The sequence below is a fragment of the Thiocapsa sp. genome (genome assembly GCF_022340925.1).
In the GTDB taxonomy this organism is placed as follows: Bacteria; Pseudomonadota; Gammaproteobacteria; order Chromatiales; family Chromatiaceae; genus Thiocapsa.
On sequence record NZ_JAJDNA010000097.1, the window covers coordinates 1 to 25,717 of the forward strand.

Consider the following 25,717-nt stretch of genomic DNA (forward strand, 5'->3'; position numbering starts at 1 on the left):
TGTCAACTCCGATGCCCACAGCACACGTGACTTCGCGAATCTGCGCCACGGAATCGGCCAGGCCCGACGGGGATGGCTCGAGCGCCGGGACGTGCTCAATACCCGCCCTCTCGATCAGCTGCTCCCGTTGCTCCGCAGGACGCGCTAGCGAAGGCCGTTCCACCGCTTGCAGGCACTTCAGTGCCGGAGAATGAAGCGACCGGGCCAGCGCGTCTTCCGACCCCGCGCACCGCCGCGCCGGCTCACGACAAAGGATTGACGGGGTGATGACGAATGGCGGAGAGAGAGGGATTCGAACCCTCGATGGGCTATTAACCCATACTCCCTTAGCAGGGGAGCGCCTTCAGCCACTCGGCCATCTCTCCGGAAGGAAGTGTCCCGGTTCTTGGAGATCTTGATCCGGGAGTTGGGAGCAGACACGCAGCGCTGATCAGAGATGCCCAAAGGCTGCGAACAAGCAGCCAGGGCGGTCTTGGTCGGCGAGTCGACCGTCTCGAGGCAGGTTGATCAAGTGCCGCAGGCGGGCGCTAGTGTAGCCCGCAAGCGACCCCCTGGCTACCTAGTCAAGCCGATTACCCTGAGACACGACACCAGGGATCGATGCACCCTCGGCCTGCTCACGTTTGATCCGTTCGTAGATCTCCTCACGGTGCACGGCAACATCTCGAGGCGCGTTCACACCGATCCGAACCTGATTCCCCTTGACACCCAGCACGGTCACGGTGACCTCGTCACCGATCATGAGGGTCTCTCCAACACGGCGCGTCAAAATCAACATTGTTTTTCTCCCTTTCTTTCCTTTTCCGACCAAGTGAGCTGCCCCGAAGGACAGCAGGGTCTGCCCTGGCGACGTAGCCCGCGGGCCCGACGGAAACCAACGCGGGGACCGGAAAACTGAGTCGCATCTTCGACATTCTAGCAACTGCCGGAGCGAATACCCAAGGATTTAGTCAAACTGCAAGGAGATTTGTTCACGAACCCCCGTTCGATGCCACCTGCGACCGTGCAATCCGAGCGATGTCGACTGCGGGGCGGGCCGAGCACACCGGTCACGCGACGCCAGCGGTCGCTCGGAGTCCGTCCAGGCCGAACGCCTCGTGGAGCGACCGAACGCCGAGCTCGAGGTACTTCTCGTCGACGACCACCGAGATCTTGATCTCCGACGTCGAGATCATTCGAATGTTGATGCCCTCTTTGGCCAAAGTGGCGAACATCCGACTCGCGATCCCGGCATGGCTGCGCATGCCGACCCCCACCAGCGAAATCTTCACGATCTCCCGATCACCCAGCACCTGGCGCGCGCCCAAGGCCTTCGCCGTGGCATCCAGGATCTCGAGGGCTCGGGGGAAGTCGTTGCGGTGCACGGTGAACGTGAAATCGGTGGTCGCCTCCTGGGCGGCGATGTTCTGGATGATCATATCCACTTCGATATTGGCATCCGCGATCGGTCCGAGGATCCGGTAGGCGACGCCGGGTTGGTCCGGTACCCCCAGCACAGTCAGCTTGGCCTCATCGCGACTGAAGGCTATCCCAGAGATCTTGGCATCTTCCACGGCGTCTTCCTCGAAGGTAATGAGTGTGCCCTCGCCCTCTTCGAAGCTCGATAGCACGCGCAGGGGCACCTTGTACTTGCCGGCAAACTCGACCGAGCGGATCTGCAGCACCTTGGAACCGAGGCTGGCCATCTCAAGCATCTCCTCGAAGGTGATCCGATCGAGCTTGCGCGCCTTCGGCTCGACCCGCGGGTCGGTGGTATAGACACCGTCGACATCCGTATAGATCTGGCATTCATCGGCCTTCAGGGCCGCTGCGATGGCGACTGCGGAGGTGTCGGAGCCACCCCGTCCGAGGGTGGTGATGTCGCCTTGCTCATCGATGCCCTGGAATCCGGCAATCACGACCACGCGTCCGGCTTCGAGATCCGCCCCCACTCGGGCGGCGTCGATGTCACGGATCCGGGCCTTGTTGTGGGCACTATCGGTCAGGATGTGCACCTGCGCTCCCGTATAGGAGCGCGCCGGACAGCCCTTGGCGTTCAGCGCCATGCTCAGCAGGGCGATGGTGACCTGCTCGCCGGTCGAGAGAAGGACATCGAGCTCGCGCGGCATCGGATGCTCCTGGATCTGTCTTGCAAGCACAAGCAAGCGATCCGTCTCGCCGGCCATGGCCGAGACCACGACCACAACCCGATGACCCTGATCACGCCAACGCGCCACCCGATCCGCCACGAGCCGGATGCGCTCGAGGCTCCCGACGGATGTGCCCCCGTACTTCTGGACGATCAGCGCCATCGCCTTTCCTCGCCTTGCACGTCTGGATCCCCTTGATGTTCCGTCGACTCGAAAACGGCAGTTGAACCGCAAGGGCATGAAGCCGGCCAAGAGATACGCCTCACGGAAGCCAAAACATCCAGCGCCTCCCGTGCCGGCCAGGAGGTCCCACCATGCTCCAGCGCTTAAGCAGCGAAACATGAAGGAATCGGGAAACCACGCCTTCCCGCTCCATGCTCATTCTTCCGCCGGGATGGGCAATCAATGGACCCTGGAAGCTGGTCGGACTTGAGGCCGATCTACTGCGCCGTCGGGACAGCGGCCCGTATCCGCCCGATTTCTGATTGCATAGGCCCACGGGCCCCAAGCTCCCTTGAATCTGTCCGCGCGCTCTCCCACCCGACTCGCGACGCTCGCACAAGTCCGACAGGCCCTTGACAGAGATCTTGCGCGCCGCAGAGCGCCTCAAGCGGCGACGCGCTGTCGCACCCAGTCGTCCACCAGTGCAAGGGCCGCCGGCAGCCCCGCCGGGTCGTTGCCGCCTGCCTGCGCCATATCCGGGCGACCGCCGCCTTTGCCGCCGACCTTCTCGGCGACCTCGCGAATGAGCTCGCCAGCCTTCAGGCGATCGGTGAGATCCCTGGTCACACCGGCGATCAGGCTGACCTTGCCCTCTGACTCGGTAGCCAGCACCACGACGGCCGAGCCGAGCTTGTCCTTGAGCTGGTCGAGGGTGACTCGCAGCCCCCTGGGGTCAACCCCGTCCAGTCTCGCTGCGAGGACCTTGATGCCATCCACGACGACGGCCTGGGAAGCCAGATCCTGACCGGCCGAGCTCGCCAATTTGGCCTTGAGCTGCTCGACCTCTTTCTCCAGACGGCGGCCGCGCTCAAGCAATTGGGCGACCCGTTGGTCGACATCGTCGCGCCCCCCCTTCAGGAGCCCGACCACACGGAGCAGCCGGTCCTCGTCGGCCTCCACCCAGTCGAGCGCCGTCGCACCCGTCACGGCCTCGATCCGGCGCACGCCGGCGGCGATCCCGCCCTCGGCGACGATCTTCACCAGACCAATGTCGCCGAGCGCCTTGACATGAGTGCCGCCGCAGAGCTCGGTCGAGAAGTCCCCCATACGCAGCACACGGACCTGCTCGGCATACTTCTCGCCGAAGAGTGCCACGGCGCCGGACGCCTTCGCGTCATCGAGGTTCATGATGCGGGTCTCGACCAGATGGTTCTCCCGAACCTCACGATTGACCAGCCGCTCGATGGCGACGAGCTGGTCTCTGGAGACGGCCTCGTAGTGGGAGAAGTCGAAGCGGAGGCGATCGGGACCGACGAGTGAGCCCTTCTGCTGGACATGCTCGCCCAGCACCTGACGGAGTGCCGCGTGCAGCAGATGAGTCGCGGAATGGTTCAGGGCAGTCGCCTGCCGGCGTTCACCGTCGACCGCCGCCTCGACCCGGTCGCCGACAGCCAGGGTGCCACCGACCACGCGTCCGACGTGGCACACAACATCCTCGCCCTTTTTCTGCGTGTCGCGCACCTCGAAACGGGCGGTCTCGCTGGTCAGCCATCCGCGGTCGCCGACCTGGCCGCCCGATTCGGCATAGAAAGGCGTGAGATCCAGGATCGCCAGGCCGTCCTCGCCCTCCGCGAGCTGGTCGCGGGAGCCGTCAGCGGAATACAGGGCGACCACCGTCGCCTCCCCGCGAAGTCGCTCGTACCCGCAGAATTCGGTCTCGCCCTGAACCTCGATCTCCAGGGTCTCGGTGCTGCCGAACTGGCTTGCGGCGCGCGCACGCGCTCTTTGCCGCTGCATCGCCTGCTCAAATTCGGCCATGTCCAGCGTGAGACCGCGCTCACGCGCGATGTCGGCCGTCAGGTCGGTCGGGAAACCATAGGTATCGTAGAGCTTGAAGACCGTCTCGCCTGGGATCCGTCCATCCGTCAGCCCCGAAATCGCCTCGTCCAGGATACGCATCCCATGCTCCAGGGTCTCGGCGAAGCGCTCCTCCTCGAGCAAGATGACGCGCTGAACGTGATCCCGGGCGGCCGTCAGCTCCGGATAGGCCGCCCCCATCTCCGACACCAATGCCGGCACCAGCTGATGGAAAAACGGCGTCGTGCAGCCAAGCTGGTAGCCGTGGCGGATGGCGCGCCGGATGATGCGCCTAAGAACGTAGCCGCGGCCTTCGTTGCCTGGTGTCACCCCGTCGGTGATCAGGAAGGCCGCCGAGCGGATGTGGTCGGCGATGACACGCAGCGATTTGCTCTCCCGGTCCCTGCAATCCGTGAGCCTCGCGGCCGCGTCGATCAGGCGCACGAAGAGATCGATCTCGTAGTTGCTGTGGACACCCTGCATGACGGCGGCGAGCCGCTCCAACCCCATACCGGTATCCACCGACGGGCGGGGCAACGGGGTCAGATTTGCTTCACCATCGCGGTTGTATTGCATGAACACCAGGTTCCAGATCTCGACGTACCGATCGCCGTCTTCATCGGCTGAGCCCGGCGGCCCCCCGGGGATCGCCGGTCCGTGGTCGTAGAAGATCTCCGAGCAGGGACCGCAGGGTCCGGTCTCGCCCATGGACCAGAAGTTGTCTTTCGGCCCGCAGCGCGAAAAGCGCGATGGGTCGACGCCGATCTCCGTGAGCCAGATGTCGGCCGCCTCGTCGTCCTCGGTAAAAACGGTGACCCAGAGCCGCTCCGGCGGGAGCGCCAGGGCGCGCGTGAGATAGTCCCAGGCGAACCCGATGGCCTCGCGCTTGAAATAATCGCCGAAGCTGAAGTTGCCGAGCATCTCGAAGAAGGTGTGGTGGCGGGCCGTATAGCCGACGTTCTCGAGATCGTTGTGCTTTCCGCCGGCCCGCACACACCGCTGCGAGCTGACCGCACGGCTGTAAGGGCGCCGCTCGCGCCCCAGGAAGACCTCCTTGAACTGCACCATCCCCGCATTGGTGAACAGCAGCGTCGGGTCGTTCGCCGGCACCAGAGGGCTGGACGGCACCCGCTCATGGTCGCGCTGGGCGAAATAGTCGAGGAAACTCGCTCGGAGCTCTGCACTGGTGATCATGGATTTGCTCGATTGGACTGCAGGCACCGGCCACTCAGTCGTCGGGCCAGCGCAAAAAGCGGCGGATCATCTCGGTGGGGAACCCGCGCTGCTCGAGGAATCGGCCACGTCGGGCATACTCGTCGCGGTCGCCGGGCCGCTCACTGCCGAAGCGACGGTCATAGATCTCGGCCATGTAGGCCATCCAGTCGTCCCTCATGGCGTCTAGGTAAGGGTCGATCAGGGCATCGGGAAGACCCTTTTCGAGCAGCTCGGCGCGAATGCGGACCGGACCGAATCCCTTGCCCGCACGCTCAGCGACGTAAAGCTCGGCGAGGCGGCGCTCGTCGAGCGAGCCCTCAGCGGCCAACCGCTCGAGCGCCCCGTCGATGTCGACTTGATCGAAGCCGCGCGAGGCGAGCTTGCGCGCCAACTCAAGCCGCGAATGCTCGCGCATGGCCAAGAGGGCGCGCGCGCGGCGCGCAATCTCCGTCGTCGGGTCCGGGTCGTCCATCGCTCGCGCCGAGAGACCTCGAGTCAAACCTCCATCGAGGCCTCGGCAATGGGTGCCTCGGCCACCCGGGGCAGGAGCTTATCGCGGATTTTGGACTCGATCTCCTTCGAGATCCCGGGATTCTCGCAAAGAAAGGCGCGGGCGTTGTCCTTGCCCTGGCCAATGCGATTGCCCTCGTAGCTGTACCAGGCCCCCGACTTCTCGATCAAGCCCTCGTTGACCCCGAGGTTGATGATTTCACCCTCGCGCGAGATCCCCTGGCCGTAGAGGATATCGAACTCGGCCTGCTTGAAGGGCGGGGCGACCTTGTTCTTGACCACCTTGACCTTGGTCTCGTTGCCGATGACCTCATCGCCCTTCTTGATGCTGCCGATGCGACGGATGTCGAGTCGTACCGAGGCGTAGAATTTGAGCGCGTTTCCGCCGGTCGTGGTTTCGGGTGACCCGAACATGACGCCGATCTTCATCCGGATCTGATTGATAAAGATGACGGTGCAGTTGGACCGATTGATGTTGCCGGTGAGCTTGCGCAGGGCCTGGGACATCAGGCGCGCCTGCAGCCCGACATGCGAGTCGCCCATCTCACCTTCGATCTCAGCCTTCGGCGTCAGCGCCGCGACCGAGTCGACGACAACGACATCCACCGCGCCCGAGCGCACCAGCATGTCGGTGATCTCCAGCGCCTGCTCGCCGGTGTCGGGTTGCGAGACCAGCAGGTCGTTCATGTTCACGCCGAGCTTCTCGGCATAGACCGGGTCGAGTGCGTGCTCGGCATCGACGAAGGCCGCAGTGCCGCCGAGTTGTTGCGCCTCGGCCACGATATGCAGCGTCAAGGTGGTCTTACCGGATGACTCCGGGCCATAGATCTCGACCACTCGCCCCCTCGGCACCCCGCCGATTCCGAGCGCCAGATCCAAGCCGAGCGAGCCGGTCGATATCGCCTCCACGTTCCGCACGGCGCCGATGTCGCCCATGCGCATCACCGAGCCTTTGCCGAACTGCTTTTCGATCTGGGTCAAAGCCGCAGCCAGTGCCTTCTTACGGTTGTCGTCCATTCGGTCTCCGTTAAACCCGATCGTTGAAGCCGGACCGGTCGCGGGGCGATCAATCCAGTGTCTCGCTCACCCCCGTGCGGATTATCGCACAGGCGATCCACAAACGGCATGGCGCACCCCGGCCGACCTCAAACGGGGTCGCGCCCTGTTTCACTCCGATCGAGCGCCAGGGGCCAGCGCCGCCGGATCCGATAGCGCGGCCCAGCCCCCCCGTAACCCGCCGCCAGGACGAACTCGCGAACCGGCCAGCGCACTGCCGTCGGCCATTTCACCGAGGCTGCGGCCGCGACGCGCCGCGCCAGCGTGACATGGGGCCGATAGGGGCGTGGATCGAGGGTCAGGTCGCAAACCTCAAGCTGTCCGCGTAAACCCGATACCAGTCCGATCAGTGGCTGCGGTGGAAAATCGGGCGCACACCACAAGACTCGCGCCCGATCAAACAGACCGATTCGGCCGATCAGGAGCTCAAACGGCGCGCTCTCGACGCGCTCGGCTGCCTTCTCGACGCAGCGCAGGACCTCCGGGGCGAGCGGCCCCAGAAAGGCAAGCGTCAGATGGAGTTCATCGGGATGAATGGCCCGCGCGCCGGCCGGGACGAGGTCCCGGGCCTGTGCAGCCAGCGCCGCCTGCACCCCGGGGTCCGGCCAGAGCGCAAAGAACCAACGCTCAGACAAGGTCTTTGAGGCGCGCCACGAGGCCGTCGATGGCCAGCGCGACGGACTGGCGCCGCACGCCATCCCGGTCCCCGGGCAACTGCACACGCTGGGTCGCCAGCCTGCCGGGCGGCCAGGCCCAAGCGACACAGACCGTACCAACCGGCTTCTCCGCAGTGCCGCCGCCGGGTCCGGCAACACCGCTGATCGCCACGGCCACCCCGACCCCGCTGCGGTACAGGGCGCCGGCGGCCATCTCGGCGACCACCGCCTCGCTGACGGCACCATGGATCGACAGCGTCTCGGCACGCACACCGAGCATCTCTTGCTTGGCGGCATTGCTGTAGGTAACGAAACCGCAGTCGAACCAGGCGCTGCTCCCCGGGAGGTCGGTCACGACCTTCGCCAGCCAGCCACCGGTGCAGGATTCCGCGACCACAAGCCGCAGATCCAGGCGCTGCAGCAGGTCCCTAAGCGGAGAGGCATTCGGCTCTTCGCGAACGATGCGTTGCGGATCACTCATGACAAACTCGACCCACTTCAACCCTCATGCCGTACGACCCTCAAACATTCACCCTGTCCCCGTCCTAGGAGCCTAAGAGAGGCCAAGTGTCCGTGCGTCCCTTCCCTCAGGCAAATCCCGCGGGGCCGATCCCGTCCGTCACTGGAAAACTCGACGCAGTGTCGACAGAATGCCAGGCCGACACAATCATCCGCCGATGTCGGTGGCAGCGCCAGGAGCCGATCCATGACCGACTTACAGATCCACTGCGAGCACAAGCCATCACCAGCCAAGCTGGAGGTGCTGGGGGTCGAAGACTGGCCGGTCTGGAAGAAAGACCCGTCAACCTTCCCCTGGCGCTACGACCGAGCCGAGACCTGCTACATCGTCCGCGGCCGCTTCAGGGTGACACCGCAAGGCGGTGAGCCCCGGACGTTCGGACGCGGCGATCTGATCAGCTTCCCCGCTGGCCTGGAGTGTACCTGGGAGATCTTGGAGCCAGTCGAGAAACACTATCGTTTCGGCTGATCGCTGCCCGTCACGGAGCGCGGGTCCGCCAAGCACGCGCTCGCCCGACTGCCCGGAAAAGCATCCTGATGCGTAGTCCACCGAGGAACGCCTCCGGGTGTTTGCTATGGTCCTCCAGGCGCTTCCTCTGTCGCGGGGATGGATGCGGATCACGCCGGGGCGAGCGGGGCACCCTTGCGGCAGGAAAATCCCCTGCAGACCAGCAAACGCACCCCGTCGCGGCGCGTCTGAACCCCGCCTGCTTTGATCCGCCACGCGGACAGCCGCCTGGCCGAACGCTGGAGGCTCGCGTATAAAGCGCATATTCTTCCTCCAGGTCAACGCATCCAGATGCCGCCCGCTCCTGTGGACTACTTGAGCCTATCCCGCGCCGCCCGCCTCGCCGGTGTCACCCGAGCGGATCTGCAACGACGCATCCGCCGCGGCGAGATCGCCACCTTCGAAGGCTCGGTCGCGGTCAGCGACCTCCTAAGGGCTTACCCAGCGGTGAGTCTCGACAGCGACTCGGCGCTCGAGCGCGTCGAACGCATCAAGACCGACGCCCTGCCCAAGACCGACAGCCAAGACGCCGTCCTGCCAAGCCCGGAGTTGTTGGTCGCCCGACTGCGCGCCATGAGTCAGACGCTGGTCGAGCACATGACCGCGTTGGGTGCTGCGCAGACCCTCCTGGACCAGGTGAGCGAGCGGCTGGCGGCGCTCACCAATGCACGCCCGGACACACTCGCCGCGCGGACGCAGGAGACCAGCGACTGGTTCCAGGCCGCCCGCGACTCGCTGACCGCCGGCACGGTACCCGACAACCGGGCGCAACTGTTCGCCAGAGACACCTTTCTCCGCATCATGGCAGCCAACGTCAAGCTCATCCCGAGCGGCCACGACTTTTTCGTCGAGGGCAACGAATCGATCCTCGAGGGCTCGGTGCGGGCCGGATTGAACCTCAACTACGGCTGCTCCAGCGGCAATTGCGGGGCCTGCAAGGCGCGCGTCGTCAAGGGGGAGACCTGGCGGATACGCGATCATGACTATGTCCTCAGCGAGCGCGAGAAGCAGATGGGCTATATCCTCACGTGCTCGAATACCGCAGTCACAGACGTCGTCATCGAGGCAGCCGAAACAATCTCGGCCGCCGACCTGCCCCAACAAGAGATCCGCGCCAGCCTGCGCAAGGTCGAGCGGATCTCAGATGATCTGATCTCATTACACTTGCAGACCCCTCGGACACAGACCCTGCGCTTTATGTCGGGTCAACGGGTGCGATTGACGCTCGAAACCGGCGAAACGCGTGAGCTCTCCATCGCGAGCTGTCCCTGTAACGGACGGCATCTCTGGTTTCTTTTGAGACGTCGTCAAGACCCGTTCTCCGAGGCCGTCTTCCGGACCGTGCATCCGGGCCATATGATCACATTGAACGGGCCGAACGGGACCTTTGTACTCACCGAGGACGCACCCGAGCCAGCGCTGTTCGTCGCCTTCGGGGACGGGATCGCCCCGATCAAGAGCCTGATCGAGCATGCCGTCTCAATCGACATCATCGAATCCTTCCATCTGTATTGGGATACCACCTATCCCGAGGGGCATCACCAGGGCCATTGGGGCCGTGCGCTCAACGACGCCCTGGACAATTTCCAGTTCACTCCCCTGCTGAGCGGCCGGCCCGAAGACCTCCTCGCTGTGATCCGCGCCGACCACCCCGACCTGGGTCAGATGCGCTTCTATCTGGCCGGGCCGGGTGCAGCGGTCCGACCTCTCGCGGCGTCGCTCCGCCGCGAAGGCGTGGCAGACGGCCGCATGGCGGTCGAGACGACCGAATCCTGATCCACGCAGTCAGCCGCTCCCCAGGAAGGTGCGCATGGCGGCTCCTTGGCGTGCCGCGGAAAGCGCCGAATTTTTCAGCGCTACGCCGCCCGTGGCTTGACGTCCAGCGGCGGCAGAAAGACGGTGCCCTTCCCGAACCGGTTGATTGCCGTATCGCGTACCCAATCCGGTGCGTCGGCGTATAGCCTCAGATAGATATAGCCGCAGTCACCCCGCTCCATTGACGCGACCCAGCCCTCGAATTCTTCCTGTGTGTGCATGTCCCACCCTCCAATTCGATTCGCTCCGATCCATGAAGACAGCCAGCGCAATGCCACACCTCATTCTACACGGTTGATCGCCTTCACATACGATCTCGTTCATTCGGTGACCATCGCCTGAGCAATCCCTCGCGTACGTTTGCAGGCAAAGCGGGATGTGAGGCCGCGCCTATTCTACCGCACGGGAAAGACTGAATACTTCAGCGCTCCATGAGTCCATTTAAGATTGCCAGCTGCCAAAACACCGACTGACGCGTTTTGAGAGCGCTTCGCCAAGATGGTTCCAATGCAAGCGTCAACGCCTCTGCATCACGAGCATATAGTTGACGCCCATCCAACGGGTATAGCTGAAGGCCCGGTTGAGCGGATTGACGCGCACACCGGTTTGATCCCTGAGAACGAAATCGTCGCCGAGTGCCGCCCGGACCTCCGCCGGACGGACCAGCTTACGGTAATGATGGGTCCCCCTGGGCAGCCATCGCAGGACCTGCTCGGCGCCGATGATGGCGATCACGAGGGCCGCGAGCGTCCGGTTGATCGACGCAACGAACATGACCCCACCTGGACGCACCAAACGGCCACAGTCCGCCAGAAACTCGGGCAGATGCTCGACATGCTCGATGACCTCCATGTTGAGCACGGCATCATACTGCTCGCCGGCACTGACAAGATCTGCCGCGGTCGCCAGACGGTAATCGATCTCCAGACCGCTCATTTGCGCGTGCACCTGCGCGACACCGACGTTCTTTTCGCTGATCTCGCTCCCCGTGACCCGGGCACCGAGCCGGGCCATGGACTCGCTGAGGATCCCCCCGCCGCATCCGATATCGAGCAGCCTCAGCCCCTCAAACGGCCGGTCTGCGGACGGATCGCGATCGAGCACATCGGCCAAGTGTCGGCGGATGTACTCCACGCGGAAGGCGTTGAGCCTGTGCAATGGCCAGAATGGACCCTCGGTGTCCCACCAGCGGTGAGCCAGACGCTCGAAATAGGCGACCTCCTCGGGATCGATACCGCGTGCGCTGAGATGCAGGGCGCTCATGCGAGCCACTCCTTCAGGAATCAGAAAAATTGGGATTCATGGGCCATCCCGGCCAGAAGAAGACGGCACTGGCCGGCGGGACGCGGTTTCGCCGCCCCTCCATGCGCCGCGGGAAGCGCCGAATGCTCCTGCGGTTCCCGCGCGGTCTACGTGGAGATCGTGTTGGCCGAGCTCGTTTGCAATGGGGATGTGGATGCCGCCAGATATGCCTCGGACTGCATCTCGGCCAGCCGGCTCAGGAGTCGTTCGTGCGGGAAATCGATCAGGTCGCCGGGGCAAAGGCGGTCGATCGGCGCCGCTGTCGTGAGGATCAGCTTGACCCCTTGGTCATAGAAGACGTCGACGAGATGCACGAACCGGCGTGCGGCGGCCTCGTGCCGATGCGCCAAGACCGGAACGCCGGACAGCAGCACGGTGTGGAACTCGCGGGCGATCTCAATGTAGTCCGGCACGGACCGCGCGCTCCCGCACAGGACATCGAAGTCGAACCAGATGACGTCGGCGCCGCGGCAGCGCACCGGGAACGATCGGCCATTGACGGTGTACAGACCTGAGGCAACCCGGTGACCGCCGGTCAGACGATCGAAATAGGCTTTCAGCGGTTCATCGGCACCGCCGAGCCCTCCTTCTTCAACGAATAGAACACCCGTGCCGGTGAGCGCGCGCAAGCGATAGTCGACGCCCCCGTGGAGCTCGAAGACCTGTGTATGGCGTTTGAGGAGATCGATCGCGGGCAAGAACTGTTGGCGCTGCAACCCGTTCAGATACAGGTCCTCGGGGGGGGTATTGGCCGTGGTGACCAGCGTGAGACCGCGCGCGAAGAGCGCCTTCAGCAGACCGTGGAGCAACATGGCATCGGTGATGTCGGTCACCAGAAGCTCATCGAGACAGAGCACCCGGACCTCTTCGCACAGCCCTTGCGCGATCACCTCCAGGGGGTTGGGCTGCCTCGGCAGACGCGACATACGCGCGTGGATGTCGCGCATGAAATGATGAAAGTGCACACGCCGTTTGGCGGGAAGCGCGAGATCCTCGACGAACCAGTCCATCAGGTAGGTCTTGCCCCGACCAACCCCACCCCAGAGGTAGAGGCCGGGGACGGGCACGTCAGGACCGGCGAAGCGACGCGCCAGTCGCCCGACCAGACCACGACGCGACTTCGCCGGCACGGCCTCCAAGAGCTCCTGATGCAATGCGAGGAACAACGCGCTGGCATCACGCTGGGCGGCGTCGAGCGGCTGGAAACCGGGCACGGCTCAGTGGCTCGCCAGCCAGTCCCCGACCCTGCGAGCACCCTCCTCCAGATGCGCGATCTCGCGGGTATAGGCGAATCGCAAATGCTGCTCCGCCGCATGTCGGCCGAAGTCGCGTCCCGGGGTCAGCGCGACGCCGGCCTCCTCCAACAGGCACGTCGCGAAGGTCATGGAGTCGATGTCGAGGCGTTCCGGCAGACTCGCATACAGGTAGAAGGCGCCGGTGGGCTGCAGGGGGATGCCGAACCCCAGGTCCCTTAGGATCGGGAGCAGCCGATCACGCCGCTGCTGAAAGAGAAGGCGCCGGGTTTCGAGGATCGCGGTGGTCTCCGGATCGAACGCTGCGCGGGCGGCGTGCTGAGCAGGTGTGTTCGCCGCGATGAAGAGGTTCTGCGCCAGGCGCTCCATCACCTCGACCGCATCACGGGGGCCCACCAGCCAACCGAGCCGCCATCCGGTCATCCCGAAGTATTTGGAAAAGCTGTTGATGACATAGAGATCCGTGGACCCGATCGCGATGGCAGTCCGGTCGGGGACGTCATAGATCAGACCCTGATAGACCTCATCGACGATCAGCGCGGCGCCACGCTCGAGACAGAGAGCGTGAAGCTCCCCGAGCACGGACGGCGCGATCGATGAACCCGTCGGATTGGAGGGTGAGGCGACGATGATCGCCCGCACGCCCGGGACCCATGCGGCCGCCGCCAGGGCCGGGGTCAGCTGATAGTCGGTGTCCGGCCCCACCGGAACCGCGATCGGTTCGACGCCCATCAGCTGCAGGACCTGCCGATAGCAGGGGTACGATGGGTCACAGATGAGCACGCGGTCGCCGGACTGGACCAGGGCCAGAAAGACGAGCTGCAGGGCGCCCGAGGCACCCGGGGTGACGAGGATGCGCCCCGGATCGACCTGGCTGCCGTAGCGACGGGCATAGTGGGTCGCGATGTCCTGCCGGAGCGCCGGCAGCCCACCAGCCGGGGAATAGCGTGTCCGACCCTCGGCAAGGGCGCGCCGACCGGCCTCAAGGATAGTCGGCGGGGTTGGAAAATCCGGCTCGCCCACCTCCATGTGGACAATGGAACGGCCAAGCGACTCGAGCTCGCCCGCGCGCGCGAGGAGCCGCATCACGTGGAAAGGCTCCACGCGTCTGGCCTGTTCAGACAAGCGGCTGGCGGTCGTGCCGTGCGTCATCAGCGCGGGCGCCTCAGACCGATCCGTAGGTGGCGCGATGCAAGCGATCCAGCAACGCGAGATCGACCAGAGGTTGGCCGGCCAGATCCCCCACGAGGGCTCGTGCGGGCCGAGCGGGCTCGCCGAGCTGATCCACGACCAGAGGCACTCCCCTGAAGTCCTGTCCCTGCGTGTAGGCGTTCACCGTCACCAGAAGGGCACGCAACCCGGCCGCGAGGGCGGAGCGGACCCCATTATCCGAGTCTTCGATCGCGACACAATCCCGCGCATCCAACCCCAGCTCGGCCAAGGCCAGTATAAAGATATCGGGGGCCGGTTTCTTCAGGGGCACCACATCACCGGCGGCGATGACCTCGAACCAATCACGCAGACCCGCCTCGCCGGCGTTGTCCAACAGCACATTGACATTTTCCGGCGTCGTCGTCGTCGCGATCGCCAGACGGACCCCGGCATCGCGCGCCTCGCGCAGCAGGCGCAGGACGCCGGGCCGCAGCGGGATGGCGCCCTGCTCGAGGCGCGCGACATAGTGGCGCGTCTTGGACCGGTGCAGAGCAGCGATGAAATCGGCCTGATCCAGCGATGGGGCCAGCTCCACGCCCTCCTCCTCGATGTAGGTCTGAATTCGCTCCTTGCCTCCCGTCACTGCCAGCAGGCGGCCATATCGCTCGACGTCCCATCGCCAATCCAGCCCGGCTTCGGCGAAGGCAGCGTTGAAGGCAGGGCGATGTCCGTCGCGCTCGGTATCGGCGAGCGTGCCATCGACATCGAAGATCAATGCCTTGAAACCGAGCATTCCGCAAACTCCAGTCGACCTGTGGCCATATGAAAAAAGGAGACGACGAAAAAGGCCGCCAACTCGGGCGGCCCTTTCTCGACACGCAGCCCGGCCGAGGTCAGTCGGCGCGGTACTTGTCGTGGCAGGCCTTGCACGCCTCGCCGAGCTCTCCGAAGGCACTCGACACCTCGACCTGATCTCCCTCGGCCGCGACGGCCGCAAGCTGGTCGCTGGCTGCGATGAAGTCCCGCGCGAGCTTGCCGACCTCGTCCATGTTCTGGAAAAACTCCGGCTTGACACGGGTCTTGACGTCGCCGACCGCCTTGTCGGTGCCCGGTCCGAACAGCGCGCCCATCCCAGAGTTGGCGATGGCGGCGATGGTGTTGGCGGCGGCGGCCACCTGCGCCTCGTTGTAATCGCCCTCCAGATTCGCCTTGATCTTACCCATGTTCCAGCTCATGAAGCTATAGCCGGCCTGGCGGTACAGGATCTGGTCCTCGGGCTTGAGGTCAGCGAGCGCGGTGCTGGCAAGACCCAGGGCGAAGACGCCCACGGCGGTGCTGGTGAGGATTCGTTTCATTGGACTCTCTCCGTATTTAAGCAGTATCGCCCCAGCGGGGACATTGGGGGGGCAGGTGCCACATTCCAACGCCTTGCTCGCGGAACCGGCGACCCGCCTGGCTGCTGGATCCGAGGCCATCCGCCGCAATGAGCTCCGGCAGCGCTGGGGCAGTCCGGCGACGATCAGCAGGGGCACTGCAGACCCGGACCCCCCGCTCCCGCCAGATGGATGCTCGACCTGACTGCGAGCCGGGCGCGCCAAGGCGGCTGAACCGGTCGATTCGAGGGTCCCGGAGAGCCTTCGGGCGCGGCTCAGGCGGCGCGCCGAGATGATAACCCATGCTTGCCGGCTTGCCATCCCTGCCGGGGAGCGCTCTATCGTCGCGACCGGGATGATCGCGTCCGGGCCTTGGCGTCATCCGGCCGGGACATCGCCGCGGGCCGGCGGCGCCAACGCTGACGCGACAGGTCTCAGCTGCCCGGACTGCGGCCGCCCAATGCCTCCAGCCGCAGCCTGGCCTGGGCCAGACCTTCCGCCAGCTGCTGAAGCTCGGGGTCGAGGGCCTCGAACAGGTATTACAGGTCGTCGAGCATCCGCTCGAGCTCGACCGGATCCTTGATCTGCCCCAGCCTTCCGGCGGCATCGCACAGCCAACCGTAGGGGTCGATTCCGTGCACGGTCAGACCCCCCGGGTGCCCCACACCGCATAGATCGGATCCGATTCGGTGATCCGATCTGCATACTTGTCGTCCGGCGGGCGCGGGAGGCCCTTCAGACTCCAGGTCTCGAGCTGCCGGAAGCGGCCGGAGTGACGGAAGTACTCGAGCACCAGGCCCAAACGCTCGAACTCGTGCAGCTCCGGCCAGATCCGGATGGCCTTCGGCGGGAACCAGCGATTGGAGAAGGTCACGATGAAACGCCCGCCGAGGTCGAGCACCCGAGCGACCTCGGCGAAGACACCGTGAGGGCGGATCAGGTACTCGACCGAAACCGTGCAGACGACCGCGTCGAAGGCGGCATCCGGAAACGGCAGGAGCGGATCGCGATTGAGGTCATGGACGACGGATCCCGTCAGCATTCGATTGGCCTCGAGCTCTGACTGATTCATTCCCAGACCGGTCAAAGAGGCCGGTACCAAAGCCGGATCCAGGTGTGAATGCCAGCTACCCATGAGATCGAGGATACGGCTCCCAGGCTTGATCAGACGACCGTAAAGTGCTGTCAACTCCGCGATGGCGGTGCGATCGAGATGATCGACGAGTCGAGGGCTCGCATAGAAATGGCCGTCCGGCCGGGGATCGAGGCGCGAGAAGGCGTCGTCCCGCCAGAAGTCGGTGGGTCGGCCGCGCCAGCGCGCCTGCATGCCGGGACCCTGTGCGGTCACCAGCTCGTGCACCTCGTTGCAGCGACCACCCCGCTGCTCCCCGCGTTGCTCGATCGCCTCGATCCGGATGGTGAGATTGAGCGCACGCTCCGCGAGTGGATGGTTGAGGTCGGCGGTGAACCGGCCCTCCTGCGCCTCGACCAAGCGGAACGGCCGCCGATCGGAGGGGGTGATCCCCGGGACGCCTGTGAGGACGCCGCTGGGATAGAAACGGCCAAGTCGCGGCTCGATCGAGCCTCCGCGGGCGAGGCGCCGATTGAACTGCACGGCCGTTAAGTCGAGCCTGAGCTCGTCGCGCGCGGGCGGCACCAGCGTCCCCGGCTCGAAGCGGTGGCCGGCGCAATGACCGACCGGCTGGTTCATGACCGCTCCGTCCAACTCCGGTGGAAAGCGGTCTCGCCAGAGATCGATCTGGGGCGCGATCCGGGTATCGGTGTGCGTCACGTCGTCGCTCTGCCACCGAAGGTCAAACCGCATCCGGGCCAGCGTCTGTGAGCTCGTGCGCATGATTGGCGGGTCGTCCGGTCGGGGGGAGACTGGATCGGTCACAAGTGGCCTATGGTCGGCGTTGCAGTATCGAGGGCCCGGGGAGCGTGGCATCCCAACGCAGCCGCTCAATCTGAGCGTGCCATCAAGCGCACCCCCTCCTCAACCAATCCGGCCAAGCTGACTCGTCACGGCGTTCGCGCCACGGCCCAAACCTGGATCCGGACCGCGCCGGCCCTGCGAAGGACACGGCTGAGCTCCGCGACAGTGCTGCCCGTCGTGACCACGTCGTCGAGGATGGCGACATGCCTCCAGGGCAGCGGACCTTGGGCCAGGAAGGCCCCGCGGACATTGCGCGTCCGTGCACGCTCATCGAGCCCCGCCTGCGGCGGCGTCTCCAGAACACGAACGCAACAGGACCGGTCGACCGGCAAGGCCAACTCCCGACCGACCACTCGGGCGATTTCCAGCGCCTGATTGTAGCCGCGCGTCCGCAAACGCGCCGCATGCAGCGGCACCGGAACCAGGGCGTCGGGGCGTGGAGGATCCATCTCCCGCACTCGATCGGCAAGGCATTGACCGAGCAGTCGCGCCAAATTGAGCCGGCCGTCGAATTTCGCGCCTGTCACGAGCGCGACGACCGCCGCCTCGTACCGAAAAGCCGCAAGACTCAGATCGAAGGGCAGCGCCCGGCGCTGACAGGCGGGGCAGCGCGCACCGACGAGCACCGGGCTGTCGAACGGCATCCCACACTGAGCACAGCTGTCTCGATTTCGAGGCAGCTCCGCCGCGCAACCGGCACAAAGGTCGCGGCCACCACCGGACGTGAGTCCCGGCGCCCCGCAGAGCACGCAGGTGGGCGGAAACACAGCCGAGATCAAGGAGCGAATCCGGCCCCACTTGTCAACCGGATCAGCGGTCATCGGTTGACAATGCATTCAGGCCCACTAGGATAGCCATGGTTTTCATACCCGCCTCCCCTCGCCGATCTCATGTCCCTGAAACCCACCCCGCAGAACGGATCCACCTTGCGTCACGACTGGACCATCGAAGAGATCCTGGCGATCCTCGACTTGCCTTTGAACGACCTCCTGTTTCGCGCCCAAACCGCCCACCGCGTCTATTTTGATCCGAACCGTGTGCAGGTAAGCACACTGCTGAGTATCAAGACCGGGGCCTGTCCCGAGGACTGCGGCTATTGCGCCCAGAGCGCACGGCACGACACCGACTTGGAGCGCGCGCCCCTCCTGTCGCTCGACCAGGTCATGAATGCCGCGCGGACCGCCCGCGATCAGGGCGCCACGCGCTTCTGCATGGGCGCCGCCTGGCGCAGCCCGACCGACAAGAACCTGGAGCCGGTGATCGCCATGATCCGGGGCGTACGGGAGCTCGGTCTGGAGACCTGCGTCACCCTGGGGATGCTCACCGCGGCCCAGGCCAGACGGCTCAAGGATGCCGGGCTCGACTATTACAACCACAACCTCGACACCTCACCCGAATTCTACGGCCGGGTGGTCACCACCCGCAGCTTCCGCGATCGGCTCGACACACTGGACCACATCCGCGCCGTCGGTCTCAAGACCTGCAGTGGCGGTATCCTCGGGATGGGCGAGTCGCGCCGTGATCGCGCCTCCATGCTGAGGCAGCTCGCCAACCTGCCGGGGCACCCGGAATCGGTCCCGATCAACCTGCTCGTGCGCGTCGAGGGAACCCCTTTGTTCGACGCCGCTTCACTGGATCCGTTCGAATTCGTTCGGGTGATCGCCGCCGCTCGCGTCCTCATGCCGGCCTCCTACGTCCGTCTGTCCGCGGGCCGCAACGAGATGAGCGACGAGCTCCAGGCGCTCTGCTATCTGGCGGGTGCCAACTCCATCTTCTATGGCGAGCGGCTCCTGACCACGCCCAATGCCGAGGCCGATCGCGATCGTACCCTGCTCGCACGCCTGGGGCTGACCTTCGAGGAGGTTGGGCCCGCGCGGACCGACCCGGGCGCGTGCCACAAGAGAGCACCGTCCGCCAGCATCTTCGCCGACGGTTGAGCCCCCGCAAGGTCGCCATGCCGCCCCCGCAAGACCTGGCCGCCGAGCTTCGCCGCCTCCGCGCCGCCGGCCTGTATCGGCACCGGCGCGTGCAGGATCGACCTCAGCAGCCTGAGGCGGTCGTCGACGGCCGACCCATGCTCAGCTTTTCCGGAAACGACTATCTCGGCCTGGCAAATCACCCGGATGTCGCGGCGGCGCTGCGGCGCGGTGCGGAACGTTGGGGCGTCGGCAGCGGGGCAGCCCATCTGGTGAACGGCCACAGCGCCGCCCACGAGGCGCTGGAAGAGGAGCTGGCCGACTTCACCGGACGGGCGCGCGCCCTCCTCTTCTCCACCGGCTACATGGCGAATCTCGGGGTCATCACGGCACTCACCGGCCGCGGCGATGTCATCTGGCAGGATCGGCTCAACCACGCCTCCTTGCTCGACGGCGCGCTCCTGTCACGCGGGACCCTAAGGCGCTATCCGCACGCGGACGGAGCTGAGCTCGAGCGCCTTAGCGCGGGCCAGCGCTTCCAGCTGATCGCCACCGATGCGGTCTTCAGTATGGATGGCGATCTGGCCCCGCTGCCGGCGTTGGCCGCAGTCGCCAAGCGCTCGGGTGCCTGGCTGATGGTCGACGATGCCCACGGACTCGGGGTGCTCGGCCACCAGGGACGCGGCACGCTGGATCACTTCGGACTCGGCGCCCAGCAGGTCCCGATCCTAATGGGCACGCTGGGCAAGGCATTCGGCACCTTCGGCGCCTTCGTCGCGGGATCCGACGACTTGGTCGAGACCCTGATCCAGCGCGCACGCAGCTATGTCTACACCACGGCGACGCCGCCGGCGCTGGCCGAGGCGACACGCGTGAGTCTTGCCCTCGCCCGCCGTGACGACTGGCGCCGGGTGCACCTGCAGAGTCTGATCAACCGGTTCCGAAAGGGGGCGAACCAGCTCCGGTTACCCTTGTCTCACTCACAGACGCCGATCCAACCGGTGATCGCAGGCAGCAGCCGTCAGGCGGTTGCTTGGGCGACCGCGCTGCAGGCACAGGGAATCCTGGTGAGTGCCATCCGCCCGCCGACCGTCCCCGAGGGAACGGCGCGGCTGCGAATCAGCCTTTCGGCCGCGCACGGCGAGGCTGCGGTGGACCGCCTCCTCGATGCACTCGGAACGCTTCCGCCGGCTGAGGCGCGCCGGACAGGGCGTGCGGACTGAATGGCCGGCGCCGCCCTGCTCGGGGCTGTCGGCCGCGGAACGCGGACAGCCCTCCACCTTCGTTGCGAAGAGGTGTCACGATCGCAGCGCTGGCGAGCATGGCGGTTTTTGATTCATGCAGACTCGTCATCGATGATGGACCCACCGATACCGGCGCAGCACAGCGAGCCCGATTTGGTCCTGCTTCACGGCTGGGGTATGAACGCAGCGGTGTGGAAGGATGTCTCACGCGACCTCCGCGGGACAGCAGTCTGCCACCCGATCGAGCTGCCCGGTCATGGTGATCGGCCCTTCTCACCCCGCTCTCCCGACCTCTGGTCCTGGGCGGATGCATGCCTGGAGGCCGCCCCGGATCGAGCGCTCTGGCTCGGCTGGTCGCTCGGCGGTCTGATCGCGCTGACCGCCGCGCTCCGTGCACCCGAGCGGGTGGAGGGCCTGATCCTGGTGACCGCGACGCCCCGCTTCGTGCAGGCGGCCGACTGGGCGCCGGCAATGCCCGCAGAGACGCTCCGACAGTTCCACGCGGCGTTTGCCTTGGACCCGGCGGCCACCCTCACTCGCTTCCTGGCGCTTCAGGTCCGTGGAAGCGAGCGTGCACGGGAGACGATGCGCATCCTGCGTGCGCGCAACGCCGGTCGGCCGACGCCAGACCCGGATGCCTTGTTGCTTGGCCTGGAGCTGCTGCGCGAAGGAGACCTCCGGGGTCGGCTCCCGGACATCCGCTGTCCGGCGCTCTGGCTGTTCGGGACCCGTGACACCCTGGTGCCCGCCGCGGCGGCGGGGCGTGTCGAGCTGCTGATGCCGGGCGCGCGCACCGCGATCATTCAAGGCGCCGCCCACGCGCCCCAACTCTCGCATCCCCGGCAGACGCATTCGGCCATCCAAAGCTTTCTGGCTTCACGGGGATTCTGAACCGGGACCTGCTACGTCATGACCCTCATCGACAAACGGCGCGCCCGGCTTAACTTCGAGCGTGCAGCCGCGCGTTATGACAGCGCCGCTGTGCTCCAGCGCGAGATCGCCGGTCGCCTGCTCGAGCGGCTCGACTACGTTCGCCTCGAGCCGCATCGCATCCTGGACCTCGGCGCCGGCACCGGCCACGCCTTGGACGCCCTTTACCGCCGCTATCGCAAGGCGCGCCTGGTCGCTTTGGACTTCGCGCACGGCATGCTGCTGCAGGCCCGGCGCCATGGCAGCTGGCGCAGGCGTCCGCTTTGCGTCTGCGCCGACGCCGAGTCATTGCCGCTGGCGGACGGCGCCGTCGACCTGATCGTCTCGAATGCGACCTTCCAATGGTGCAACGACCTCGATCACACCTTCGAGGAATGCCTGCGCGTTCTGCGCCCGGGTGGACTCCTGATGTTCACCACCTTCGGGCCGGATACCCTGAAGGAGCTTCGGCAGGCCTGGGCCACGGTTGACGGCGCATCACACGTGAGCCGATTCCTGGACATGCACGATATCGGCGACGCCTTGATCCGGGCCCGCTTTGCCGACCCGGTCATGGATGCCGAGCACCTCACACTGACCTATCTCGGCATCCATGACCTGATGCAGGACCTCAAGGCACTGGGCGCCAGCAACGTGACGCTGGATCGCCCGCGCGGGCTCACCGGGCGTGCCCGGGTGGCGGCCTTGGGAGAGGCCTACGAGATCAACCGTAGGGAAGGTCGCCTGCCAGCCAGCTATGAGGTGGTCTACGGCCACGCCTGGGTACCCGAGCAAAAACCCGCTGCCGGGGGAATCTCCGTGCCCATCAGCGCCATCGGTCGAAACCGGCGTGCAGCCGCGTCCGCCGTCACCGCCGTGTCATCGCCTGCCTTGCGGTCATCGCCGTGAGCGGACTCTTCGTCACTGGGACAGACACGGATTGCGGCAAGACCGAGATCAGCCTCGGACTGATGGCGGCGTTTCAGGCAAGGGACCTGCAGGTGCTCGGCATGAAACCCGTCGCCTCTGGCTGCGAACGGGGGCCGGAGGGGCCGCGCAGCCGAGACGCGCTCCGCCTGCTGGCGCAGGGAAGCTCGCCGGCACCCTATAGCCTCGTCAACCCCTATGCCTTCGAGCCACCGATCGCACCGCACATCGCCGCAGGCGAGTCCGGTGTCGAGATCAGACTCGCCACCATCAAGCAGGCCTTTCAAACCCTGGCGCGAGAAGCCGATCAGGTCATCGTCGAGGGCGTCGGCGGCTGGAGGGTCCCCCTGGGATCCAGCCTCTTCGTCAGCGACATCCCTCAGGCGATCGGACTCCCTGTCGTTGTCGTCGTCGGCCTGAAACTGGGCTGTATCAACCATGCCTTGCTAACCATGGAGAGTATCCGCGCAAAAGGCGGTGTCCTCGCCGGCTGGATCGCCAATCAGATCGACCCGCGGATGCGCGCGCGCGACGCGAATCTTGCGACCCTTGCGGCGCTCGTGGAGGCGCCCTGTCTGGGGGTCGTGCCATGGATCGCCGGTTTGGAGCCGAAAGACCTAGCCGGCTATCTCAACCCGGAGCTGATCACCCTGCCCCCGGGGCACACCTCGAAGCTCAGGACCGTCAAGGCCGGTGGCCCAAGCCGACGCGCATAGACCCGCGTTGTCGGCTATCCTTGACGCCGTTTCGTCCGTCCAACTTCGCCACTCCGGGATCCAGTTATGATCGAAACCTCGATGTTGCCTCAGCGTCCGGCTCGCCCCCTTCAGAGACCCCCCGGCGGGCGGACCAACCGCTCGAAGCGGGGGCCAGAGGCGCGGAGGCAGCGGCCCGCTGCTGGCCTCATCACCACCCTTCTGTTGCTTGCAGCGAGCCTCGGGATGGCTCCGGTCGCGGCCAATCCGGTCGCCCAGGCCCAGAGCCTTCGCAAGGCGAGCCTTCTGCTCAAGGAGAACGGGCGCGACCTGATCGCCACGCGAGCCGACACGCCGAGGGTCCCTGCCTCAACCATGAAGGTCTTGACCGCGCTCGCGGCGCTCGAGACTTGGGGGCGCAGCCATCGCTTCGAGACCGATTTCTTCCTCGACGATGCCGGCTGGCTCTGGATCAAGGGCTACGCCGATCCGTACCTTGTCTCCGAGGAGCTGGACCGAGTCATCACGCCACTCGCCGCCAAGCTACCCGGCCGGGTCAAGGGGATCGGCCTCGACGACAGCTTTTTCAGCTCCGACGTCGAGATCGCCGGGCGCTCGTCCTCTGACAATCCGTACGACGCACCCGTGACCGCACTGGCGGCCAACTTCAATACCGTCAGCCTGGTGCGCACTGGAGACAAGGTCCACAGCGCGGAGCCCCAGACCCCGCTGACCGCCTCCGCGAGGCGCTTTGGCCTGGCCGGCGCCGCGGGAAAGCAGCGCGTCAATCTGCGCGAGCGCGAGATCGCGTTGCGCTACTTCGGGGAGCTGCTCGCCGCCAAGCTTGAGGGGGCCGGCGTCCAGGTGGACACGGCGCAACGCTTCGCCCCCGTGCCTGGCGGTGCGAAGCGCATCTATCGCCATGCGAACAGCCGGACAGTCGCCGAAATGACCGGTCCGATGCTGAAGTACTCGAACAACTTCATCGCTAACGCCCTGTTCCTGCGGTTAGCCGAGCCTCAGGCCCGGGGGCAGGTGAGCATGGCGGGTGCGAAACGAACCATGACTGCCTTCGCGCGGAAGCGCTTCGGCTGGAACGACTTCACGATCGATGACGGAGCCGGACTCTCGCGCGCGAACCGCCTGAGCGCCCGTCAACTGGTGGACGTACTTCACGCCTTCGCCCCTTATCGGGATCTGATGCCGGAGCAGGACGGCAACCCGTCCATTCGCGCCAAGACGGGGACGTTGCGCGGGGTGAGCTGTTATGCGGGGTACGTGCGGCGGGGAGGCGGCTGGGCGCCATTCGCGCTGCTCATCAACGAACCTGTGGACTATAATCTGCGGCTGCGCGTGGCCAGCGGACTGGTTCGCTGATCGCGCCGCCCCACAGGACCCGCCTTGCCCCGCCCAACACATCGTTCCCAGCACCTCCTTCGAGCGCGCCTGCTCGCGGCCGTCGCGAGCATCCTGTTGCTCACGGCGGGCTGCGTCGCCATGCCCGCGTCGGAACGCGCCACAGGTCCGGCGGCCGCAGGCGGATTTCCCTACCTTAGCGCCATCTCCGGTTTTCCCTCTCTCGCACCCCTGATGCGCCGTGTCACTCCGGCCGTGGTGAACATATCAGTCGACGCCGAGGTCGCGATCGAGGATCACCCCTTCCTGCGCGACCCGGTTTTCCGCCGATTCCTTGAGCGCTTCGACCTACCTGTTCCCGAGCAGGGCGAGCTGGAACAGCGCCAGAGTGTCGGCTCGGGCATCATCATCGATGCCGCGCGCGGCTACGTCATGACCAACGATCATCTGCTCAAGGACGCCACCGAGATCCGGGTCACGCTCAAGGACCGGCGCAGCTACCGGGCGCAACGGCTCGGCGCCGACGCGGATTCGGACGTTGCCATCCTCAGGATCCCCCCGGTCGACCTGCAACCGCTTACACTCGGCAACTCCGACCGCCTGGAGGTCGGCGACTTCGTGATCGCGATCGGCAACCCCTTCGGCCTGGGCCAGACCGTGACCTCGGGGATCGTGAGCGCAGTCGGCCGCAGCGGGATCGCCGGGAATCGCATCGGCGAGCTGATCCAGACCGACGCGTCCATCAATCCGGGCAACTCCGGGGGACCTTTGATCAACCTGGCCGGCGAGGTGGTGGGGATCAACACCGCCCTGATCGGCCCCAGCGGGGGTAACGTGGGTATCGGCTTTGCGGTCCCGAGCAACCGCGCCCGAGCGGCGCTGGAGAAGGTGCTGCGCGGACGCTGAGCGGCCCGCCCGGCGCTCGGGGCGATCCGGCTTGTTCCTCCAACGCCGGAGCGGCCGCGGTCCCGGCCTTCATGGCTCGCATGCGCGATCCGTTTTCAGCAACGGCCGGAGAGCCTCCCGACCGGATCGACTCGCCGTTCTCGCCCTTCCACACTCCCCGCCATCGCCTCGTTGTCCAGGGCTTAGATTGCGTACGGCGCTACTTGCTACCAGCCGATCGACTTGACACAAGCCGCACCGAACGCTAGTGTGCTCTATGCGAAGACTTTGAAATCACTATCCTTTATGCGTCAGTGGGATCGCGCATCGAGCGAAGAGGAT

The 25,717-nt window shown here is 65.7% G+C and carries 24 protein-coding genes and 1 tRNA gene; 9 read left to right on the top strand and 16 right to left on the bottom strand.

Annotated elements, in window-relative coordinates; translation table 11 throughout:
- Positions 1–274: 274 nt before the first annotated feature.
- The 8 genes from LJE61_RS11560 to LJE61_RS11595 all read right to left on the bottom strand — a co-directional run bounded on the left by LJE61_RS11560 (position 275) and on the right by LJE61_RS11595 (position 8,066).
- Positions 275–365: transfer RNA gene (locus LJE61_RS11560), tRNA-Ser, on the bottom strand.
- Positions 366–559: 194 nt separating this feature from the next.
- Complete coding sequence (csrA, locus tag LJE61_RS11565; RefSeq protein ID WP_296909694.1) at positions 560–778, bottom strand: carbon storage regulator CsrA; 219 nt, start codon at positions 776–778, stop codon at positions 560–562.
- 271 nt (positions 779–1,049) lie between these two features.
- Positions 1,050–2,291, bottom strand: a complete 1,242-nt coding sequence (locus LJE61_RS11570; RefSeq protein WP_296909696.1) for an aspartate kinase — start codon at positions 2,289–2,291, stop codon at positions 1,050–1,052.
- A 444-nt stretch (positions 2,292–2,735) separates the two neighbouring features.
- On the bottom strand, positions 2,736–5,342 hold the full coding sequence (gene alaS, locus LJE61_RS11575; RefSeq protein ID WP_296909698.1) for an alanine--tRNA ligase: 2,607 nt from the start codon (positions 5,340–5,342) through the stop codon (positions 2,736–2,738).
- A 34-nt stretch (positions 5,343–5,376) separates the two neighbouring features.
- Positions 5,377–5,835: a regulatory protein RecX gene (locus tag LJE61_RS11580; RefSeq protein ID WP_296909700.1), complete on the bottom strand. Its 459-nt coding sequence runs from the start codon at positions 5,833–5,835 to the stop codon at positions 5,377–5,379.
- A gap of 23 nt (positions 5,836–5,858) precedes the next feature.
- Positions 5,859–6,890, bottom strand: a complete 1,032-nt coding sequence (recA, locus tag LJE61_RS11585) for a recombinase RecA (protein ID WP_296909702.1) — start codon at positions 6,888–6,890, stop codon at positions 5,859–5,861.
- Between the two features lie 128 nt (positions 6,891–7,018).
- A complete protein-coding gene (thpR, locus tag LJE61_RS11590; RefSeq protein ID WP_296909703.1) occupies positions 7,019–7,564 on the bottom strand; it encodes an RNA 2',3'-cyclic phosphodiesterase in 546 nt (181 codons plus the stop codon).
- The gene (locus LJE61_RS11595) at positions 7,557–8,066 is read right to left on the bottom strand and encodes a CinA family protein (RefSeq protein ID WP_296909704.1); all 510 of its coding nucleotides are present in this window, start codon (positions 8,064–8,066) and stop codon (positions 7,557–7,559) included. The genes thpR and LJE61_RS11595 overlap by 8 nt, the downstream gene beginning before the upstream one ends.
- A gap of 225 nt (positions 8,067–8,291) precedes the next feature.
- On the opposite strand from LJE61_RS11595, the gene LJE61_RS11600 reads away from it, so the two are divergent.
- Positions 8,292–8,573 carry a cupin domain-containing protein gene (locus tag LJE61_RS11600; RefSeq protein ID WP_296909706.1) on the top strand — a complete coding sequence of 94 codons (282 nt, stop codon included), beginning with the start codon at positions 8,292–8,294 and terminating at the stop codon, positions 8,571–8,573.
- A gap of 345 nt (positions 8,574–8,918) precedes the next feature.
- A complete protein-coding gene (locus tag LJE61_RS11605) occupies positions 8,919–10,388 on the top strand; it encodes a 2Fe-2S iron-sulfur cluster-binding protein (protein WP_296909707.1) in 1,470 nt (489 codons plus the stop codon).
- Between the two features lie 80 nt (positions 10,389–10,468).
- Here LJE61_RS11605 and LJE61_RS11610 read toward each other — a convergent pair whose 3' ends face one another.
- The 8 genes from LJE61_RS11610 to LJE61_RS11645 form a co-directional block, all read right to left on the bottom strand.
- The gene (locus tag LJE61_RS11610; protein WP_296909709.1) at positions 10,469–10,648 is read right to left on the bottom strand and encodes a hypothetical protein; all 180 of its coding nucleotides are present in this window, start codon (positions 10,646–10,648) and stop codon (positions 10,469–10,471) included.
- A gap of 295 nt (positions 10,649–10,943) precedes the next feature.
- Positions 10,944–11,690, bottom strand: coding sequence for a bifunctional 2-polyprenyl-6-hydroxyphenol methylase/3-demethylubiquinol 3-O-methyltransferase UbiG (gene ubiG / locus LJE61_RS11615; RefSeq protein ID WP_296909710.1), 747 nt, complete (start codon positions 11,688–11,690; stop codon positions 10,944–10,946).
- 146 nt (positions 11,691–11,836) lie between these two features.
- Complete coding sequence (zapE, locus tag LJE61_RS11620; protein ID WP_296909712.1) at positions 11,837–12,943, bottom strand: cell division protein ZapE; 1,107 nt, start codon at positions 12,941–12,943, stop codon at positions 11,837–11,839.
- A gap of 3 nt (positions 12,944–12,946) precedes the next feature.
- A complete protein-coding gene (locus LJE61_RS11625) occupies positions 12,947–14,134 on the bottom strand; it encodes an aminotransferase class I/II-fold pyridoxal phosphate-dependent enzyme (protein ID WP_296909715.1) in 1,188 nt (395 codons plus the stop codon).
- A gap of 13 nt (positions 14,135–14,147) precedes the next feature.
- Complete coding sequence (locus tag LJE61_RS11630; RefSeq protein ID WP_296909717.1) at positions 14,148–14,927, bottom strand: HAD family hydrolase; 780 nt, start codon at positions 14,925–14,927, stop codon at positions 14,148–14,150.
- A gap of 100 nt (positions 14,928–15,027) precedes the next feature.
- Positions 15,028–15,489, bottom strand: a complete 462-nt coding sequence (locus LJE61_RS11635) for a c-type cytochrome (protein ID WP_296909719.1) — start codon at positions 15,487–15,489, stop codon at positions 15,028–15,030.
- A 661-nt stretch (positions 15,490–16,150) separates the two neighbouring features.
- Complete coding sequence (locus LJE61_RS11640; protein ID WP_296918486.1) at positions 16,151–17,362, bottom strand: methyltransferase domain-containing protein; 1,212 nt, start codon at positions 17,360–17,362, stop codon at positions 16,151–16,153.
- Between the two features lie 167 nt (positions 17,363–17,529).
- Positions 17,530–18,264, bottom strand: a complete 735-nt coding sequence (locus tag LJE61_RS11645) for a ComF family protein (RefSeq protein ID WP_296909722.1) — start codon at positions 18,262–18,264, stop codon at positions 17,530–17,532.
- A gap of 69 nt (positions 18,265–18,333) precedes the next feature.
- Here LJE61_RS11645 and bioB point away from each other — a divergent pair, with 69 nt between their 5' ends.
- The 7 genes from bioB (at position 18,334) to LJE61_RS11680 (ending at position 25,396) form a co-directional block, all read left to right on the top strand.
- Positions 18,334–19,380, top strand: a complete 1,047-nt coding sequence (gene bioB / locus LJE61_RS11650; RefSeq protein WP_296909724.1) for a biotin synthase BioB — start codon at positions 18,334–18,336, stop codon at positions 19,378–19,380.
- A gap of 17 nt (positions 19,381–19,397) precedes the next feature.
- Positions 19,398–20,582: an 8-amino-7-oxononanoate synthase gene (gene bioF / locus LJE61_RS11655; protein ID WP_296909801.1), complete on the top strand. Its 1,185-nt coding sequence runs from the start codon at positions 19,398–19,400 to the stop codon at positions 20,580–20,582.
- A 132-nt stretch (positions 20,583–20,714) separates the two neighbouring features.
- Entirely contained in the window at positions 20,715–21,494 is a 780-nt protein-coding gene (gene bioH / locus LJE61_RS11660) for a pimeloyl-ACP methyl ester esterase BioH (protein WP_296909726.1), read from the top strand.
- A gap of 18 nt (positions 21,495–21,512) precedes the next feature.
- Entirely contained in the window at positions 21,513–22,421 is a 909-nt protein-coding gene (bioC, locus tag LJE61_RS11665; protein ID WP_296909728.1) for a malonyl-ACP O-methyltransferase BioC, read from the top strand.
- Entirely contained in the window at positions 22,418–23,155 is a 738-nt protein-coding gene (bioD, locus tag LJE61_RS11670) for a dethiobiotin synthase (RefSeq protein ID WP_296909729.1), read from the top strand. Before bioC ends, bioD begins: the two co-directional genes overlap by 4 nt.
- Positions 23,156–23,380: 225 nt before the next feature.
- Positions 23,381–24,511 (top strand): D-alanyl-D-alanine carboxypeptidase/D-alanyl-D-alanine-endopeptidase, encoded by a 1,131-nt coding sequence (locus LJE61_RS11675; RefSeq protein WP_296909730.1) that lies wholly within the window; start codon positions 23,381–23,383, stop codon positions 24,509–24,511.
- Between the two features lie 120 nt (positions 24,512–24,631).
- Positions 24,632–25,396: a trypsin-like peptidase domain-containing protein gene (locus LJE61_RS11680; RefSeq protein WP_296909802.1), complete on the top strand. Its 765-nt coding sequence runs from the start codon at positions 24,632–24,634 to the stop codon at positions 25,394–25,396.
- Positions 25,397–25,717 lie beyond the last annotated feature (321 nt).

Excerpts from the sequence above, each read along its gene's own strand:
- alaS (WP_296909698.1), bottom strand. The coding sequence starts at position 5,342 with ATGATCACCAGTGCAGAGCTCCGAGCGAGTTTCCTCGACTATTTCGCC.
- LJE61_RS11675 (WP_296909730.1), top strand. The coding sequence starts at position 23,381 with ATGGCTCCGGTCGCGGCCAATCCGGTCGCCCAGGCCCAGAGCCTTCGC.
- LJE61_RS11570 (WP_296909696.1), bottom strand. The coding sequence starts at position 2,291 with ATGGCGCTGATCGTCCAGAAGTACGGGGGCACATCCGTCGGGAGCCTC.
- LJE61_RS11625 (WP_296909715.1), bottom strand. The coding sequence starts at position 14,134 with ATGACGCACGGCACGACCGCCAGCCGCTTGTCTGAACAGGCCAGACGC.
- LJE61_RS11635 (WP_296909719.1), bottom strand. The coding sequence starts at position 15,489 with ATGAAACGAATCCTCACCAGCACCGCCGTGGGCGTCTTCGCCCTGGGT.
- csrA (WP_296909694.1), bottom strand. The coding sequence starts at position 778 with ATGTTGATTTTGACGCGCCGTGTTGGAGAGACCCTCATGATCGGTGAC.
- ubiG (WP_296909710.1), bottom strand. The coding sequence starts at position 11,690 with ATGAGCGCCCTGCATCTCAGCGCACGCGGTATCGATCCCGAGGAGGTC.
- bioC (WP_296909728.1), top strand. The coding sequence starts at position 21,513 with ATGACCCTCATCGACAAACGGCGCGCCCGGCTTAACTTCGAGCGTGCA.
- bioH (WP_296909726.1), top strand. The coding sequence starts at position 20,715 with ATGATGGACCCACCGATACCGGCGCAGCACAGCGAGCCCGATTTGGTC.
- LJE61_RS11630 (WP_296909717.1), bottom strand. The coding sequence starts at position 14,927 with ATGCTCGGTTTCAAGGCATTGATCTTCGATGTCGATGGCACGCTCGCC.
- LJE61_RS11595 (WP_296909704.1), bottom strand. The coding sequence starts at position 8,066 with ATGAGTGATCCGCAACGCATCGTTCGCGAAGAGCCGAATGCCTCTCCG.
- LJE61_RS11680 (WP_296909802.1), top strand. The coding sequence starts at position 24,632 with ATGCCCGCGTCGGAACGCGCCACAGGTCCGGCGGCCGCAGGCGGATTT.
- LJE61_RS11610 (WP_296909709.1), bottom strand. The coding sequence starts at position 10,648 with ATGCACACACAGGAAGAATTCGAGGGCTGGGTCGCGTCAATGGAGCGG.
- bioF (WP_296909801.1), top strand. The coding sequence starts at position 19,398 with ATGCCGCCCCCGCAAGACCTGGCCGCCGAGCTTCGCCGCCTCCGCGCC.
- LJE61_RS11580 (WP_296909700.1), bottom strand. The coding sequence starts at position 5,835 with ATGGACGACCCGGACCCGACGACGGAGATTGCGCGCCGCGCGCGCGCC.
- LJE61_RS11600 (WP_296909706.1), top strand. The coding sequence starts at position 8,292 with ATGACCGACTTACAGATCCACTGCGAGCACAAGCCATCACCAGCCAAG.
- LJE61_RS11645 (WP_296909722.1), bottom strand. The coding sequence starts at position 18,264 with ATGACCGCTGATCCGGTTGACAAGTGGGGCCGGATTCGCTCCTTGATC.
- LJE61_RS11640 (WP_296918486.1), bottom strand. The coding sequence starts at position 17,362 with ATGCGCACGAGCTCACAGACGCTGGCCCGGATGCGGTTTGACCTTCGG.
- recA (WP_296909702.1), bottom strand. The coding sequence starts at position 6,890 with ATGGACGACAACCGTAAGAAGGCACTGGCTGCGGCTTTGACCCAGATC.
- bioB (WP_296909724.1), top strand. The coding sequence starts at position 18,334 with ATGTCCCTGAAACCCACCCCGCAGAACGGATCCACCTTGCGTCACGAC.